Annotated in this window: 1 protein-coding gene; it reads left to right on the forward strand. The window is 34.8% G+C overall.

The genetic code is table 11. The features are described 5' to 3' along the window. Positions 1-60 precede the first annotated feature (60 nt). The coding region (locus Q0138_RS06345; protein WP_297982177.1) for a DUF3344 domain-containing protein at positions 61-3,616 on the forward strand (3,556 nt) is incomplete at its 3' end.

Below are 3,616 nucleotides of genomic sequence, written 5' to 3' on the forward strand. Positions count from 1 at the left end.
GTTTGATTTTGCTTATTGAAAATGAAATATTTAATTTTAGTAAAAATATGAGGTTAAACTATGGAAGATAAATATAAGTTTATTTTTGTTTTCTTGATTCTTTTAACTCTCTTTGTATCTTTATCTTCTGTTTCTGCAGAGGATTTGAATACAATTCAATCTGGAGAGGTTTCCGGTGGTGTTGATGTAGTCGGCACAAGTAAAAATGCTGGAGATGGGGAATTAAGCTATGAAATACCTGAAGATGTGCATGATGTTGATTATGCCGGTCTGTTCATTCACAGTTATACTGCAGGATCTTCAAATCTTGTTTATGGGTCTGAAATGAATGTAAGTTTAACAAACAATGGAAAAACTGAACAGATAGCAAATGAACAGCTTGTAGCATCTGTAGGGAGTGCAGATGAAACAGTCTATGAAATAAATGACCATATGACAAAGTGCTTTGCGGATTATAAAATCGTATACAATATCACTGATAAAGTCCAAAATGCAAGTGGGAAACTTACTATAAATGTGAATAGTGGTCCTATAGATGGTTATACTTATTATAATAAGATTAAATTGATTGGTTTGGTCTTTGCATATAATGATGATGATACTGATAAAATTAGCTATTGGGTTAACTCTGGTCAATCTTGGGCTAAAACTGATGATGGAAAGACAACTAAAGCAGTATTTAATGTTGGCAACATAAATAATGAAATCTCCAATATCACTTTAGATAACTATGCTCTTTCAAGTGTGGATGGAATATACACATTAAACGGTGAAGACTTGGAAGAGTCAATGATATATGAAGTTGGCGAGTACTATAACATTTATCACAAATGGGACCTTATGGGCAAAATTAAAAACGGTACAAACAATCTTGTTTACACTCCTGCTGAAGGTTCCTATTCATTCAGAAATGTTCTTTCTGTTTTGAAAATTAATCAACTTGTTCCATCCTCTGCAAAAGTATCTTTAGCATCTGAATATTCTGGAGCTGCATTTGCAGGCACTAAAAATGCATTAAAAGTTAACATAACAAATGATGGGGATAGCAAATCAACTTACGTTGCTGATTTATATGCTGATGGTACTAAAGTAAACAGCTCTCAAATTAAAATTGATGCAGGTTTCGACGGCATATTGTTCTTAACAGACAATACCATTAGGCCTGTAACTGCCGATACTGTAAATGGTGCAGAAAATACTAAAGTAAATTATACTGTTGTTGTCAGCGATAAGTCTTCTGGAAAGGTTTTAGATGAGGCTACTATCACTCCTGCTTTATTATATAATGGTAATTTAGGTAAGGACTTGGCTTATCCTGCTGGAACTATCGAATCCTTTGATAATGTCACTGTTAATGGAGGAATTATTCTTGAAACATTAGATGATGCTACTTATCTTGCTTCTAAAGATCTTAACCGTAGTGATGTTTGGACTGTAAATGTGGATGATGATGCTAAGTTTGTAAATGCTTTTGTTTATGTTGCTTATAATTGGGATAAGACCAATGGCACTGTTCCTGTTTGGAATACAACATTTAATGGTGCAAGCGTAAGTCCTGTTGCAAGCTATAGGGATCAATCCAACCTTGGAACATATGGTAAATACGGCTATGGTCTTCTTGTTTATGATGTAAGTGAATTGATTAAGGATGGTGAAAATACATTTACTTTAGAAAAAGAAGAGGGAATGACTGCCGTTTATCCAAGCACTCTTATTGCATTATATAATGTGACTGCATCTGATACCCTTACAACTGTTTACATGTATAATGGAGCTGACTTATTGTCCAATGCTAATAACTTTGACGGAAGAGTGGTAGCAAGCAATAATTTATTATCTGTTGATGATGGTGATTTTACTGATGCTAAACTTTATGTTTTTGCTGCAAGTGCTCAAGCTGGTGAAGGTAACTTGATAATCAATGGTGAAGAGTTTGCTGATGTATGGAATGGTTCAAGTAATTCTGTTGGGGATTATGTAGTTGATTTGAATGGTTCAATCAAGCAGTCCAATAATGTGTCATTTGTTGCTACAGGTTCTACCATTTTGGCTCTTGAGCAATTTGTTGTTGTTTCTAAATTTGTTCCTTCTGTAAAAGTTGAATTAAGTTCTGAGTATTCCGGTGCTGTTTTCGCTGGTGTATCTAATGCTTTAAAAGTTAATTTAACAAATGAGGGTAAAGGTAAATCAACTTTTGTGGTAGATTTATATGCTGATGGCAAGAAGGTAAACAGTTCTGAAGTTTCTGTTGATGCTGCTTCTAGTGAACTTTTATATCTAGGTGATGGCACTATTAGGCCTGTCACTGCTGATACTGTAAACGGTGCAAACAATAAGAAGGTTAATTATACTGTTCTTGTTAGTGATAAGTCTTCCGGTGATGTTTTAGCGGAATCTGCTCTTAATCCTAGTTTATTATATAATGGAAATCTTGGTAAGGATTTAGCTTATCCTGCTGGTACTATTGAATCCTTTAAGAATATCACTGTTAATGGTGGTATTATTCTTGAAACATTGGATGACACCACTTATCTAGGCACTAAAACCACTAATCGTACTGATGTTTGGACTGTAGATGTGGATGGTGATGCTAAGTTTGTAAATGCATTTGTTTATGTTTCCTATAATTGGGATAAGACCAATGGCACTGTTCCTGTTTGGAATACAACATTTAATGGTGCAAGCGTAAGTCCTGTTGCAAGCTATAGGGATCAATCTAATCTTGGTTCTTATGGTAAATATGGCTATGGCCTTGTTGTTTATGATGTTAGTGAATTGATTAAAGCAGGTGAAAATACTTTTGTTCTAAATAAGGAAGAAGGAATGACTGCTGTTTATCCAAGTACTCTTGTAGCATTATACAATGTCACAGAATCTAAAACTCTTAGTTCTGTTTACATGTTTAATGGTGCAGACTTGTTATCTAATGCTAACAACTTTGATGGTAGAATTGTAGCAAGCAATAATGATTTGGAGGTACCTATTGTAAATGGTATCAATGATGCTAAGCTTTATGTCTTTGCTGCAGGTGGTCAATCTGGTGAAGGTGACTTGATAGTAAATGGTGAAGAGTTTTCTGATGTCTGGAATGGTTCAAGTAATTCCGTTGGAGATTATGTTGTTGATTTGACTGATTCAATCAAGCAGTCCAATTCAGTCTCTTTTGTTGCTACTGGATCTACCATATTGGCAATTGAACAATTAGTTGTCATTAAGCATCCTTCTCCTAAGACTTCTGCAGACCTACAAAAACTCATCGATGATGCTAAACCAGGTGCTACAATTGATTTGGCTAATGAAACTTTTGCGGATATTGCAAACGTAAATATAACTAAAAATTTAACAATTACTGGAGGTAGCATTAGTGGTAAAAAAGGTGAAGCTATCTTTATTGTTCCTGCAAAGTCTGAAGGCGGTCCTGATGAAGTCAATATTACTGGTGTTGACTTTAAGGTAAATAATGGAAATGTAATTGTAAAGGCTGCTGCTGATAATGGCACAAGCCCATTGTCCATTGATACTGCAGCAATCAATATTGATAACAACACAATTGATTTGGCTAATGATGATGTTGTTGCTGAATCTGTAACCGTGCTTGAAATTGACTCTGAAAGAG

The organism is uncultured Methanobrevibacter sp., from assembly GCF_937906425.1.
Lineage (GTDB): Archaea > Methanobacteriota > Methanobacteria > Methanobacteriales > Methanobacteriaceae > Methanobrevibacter.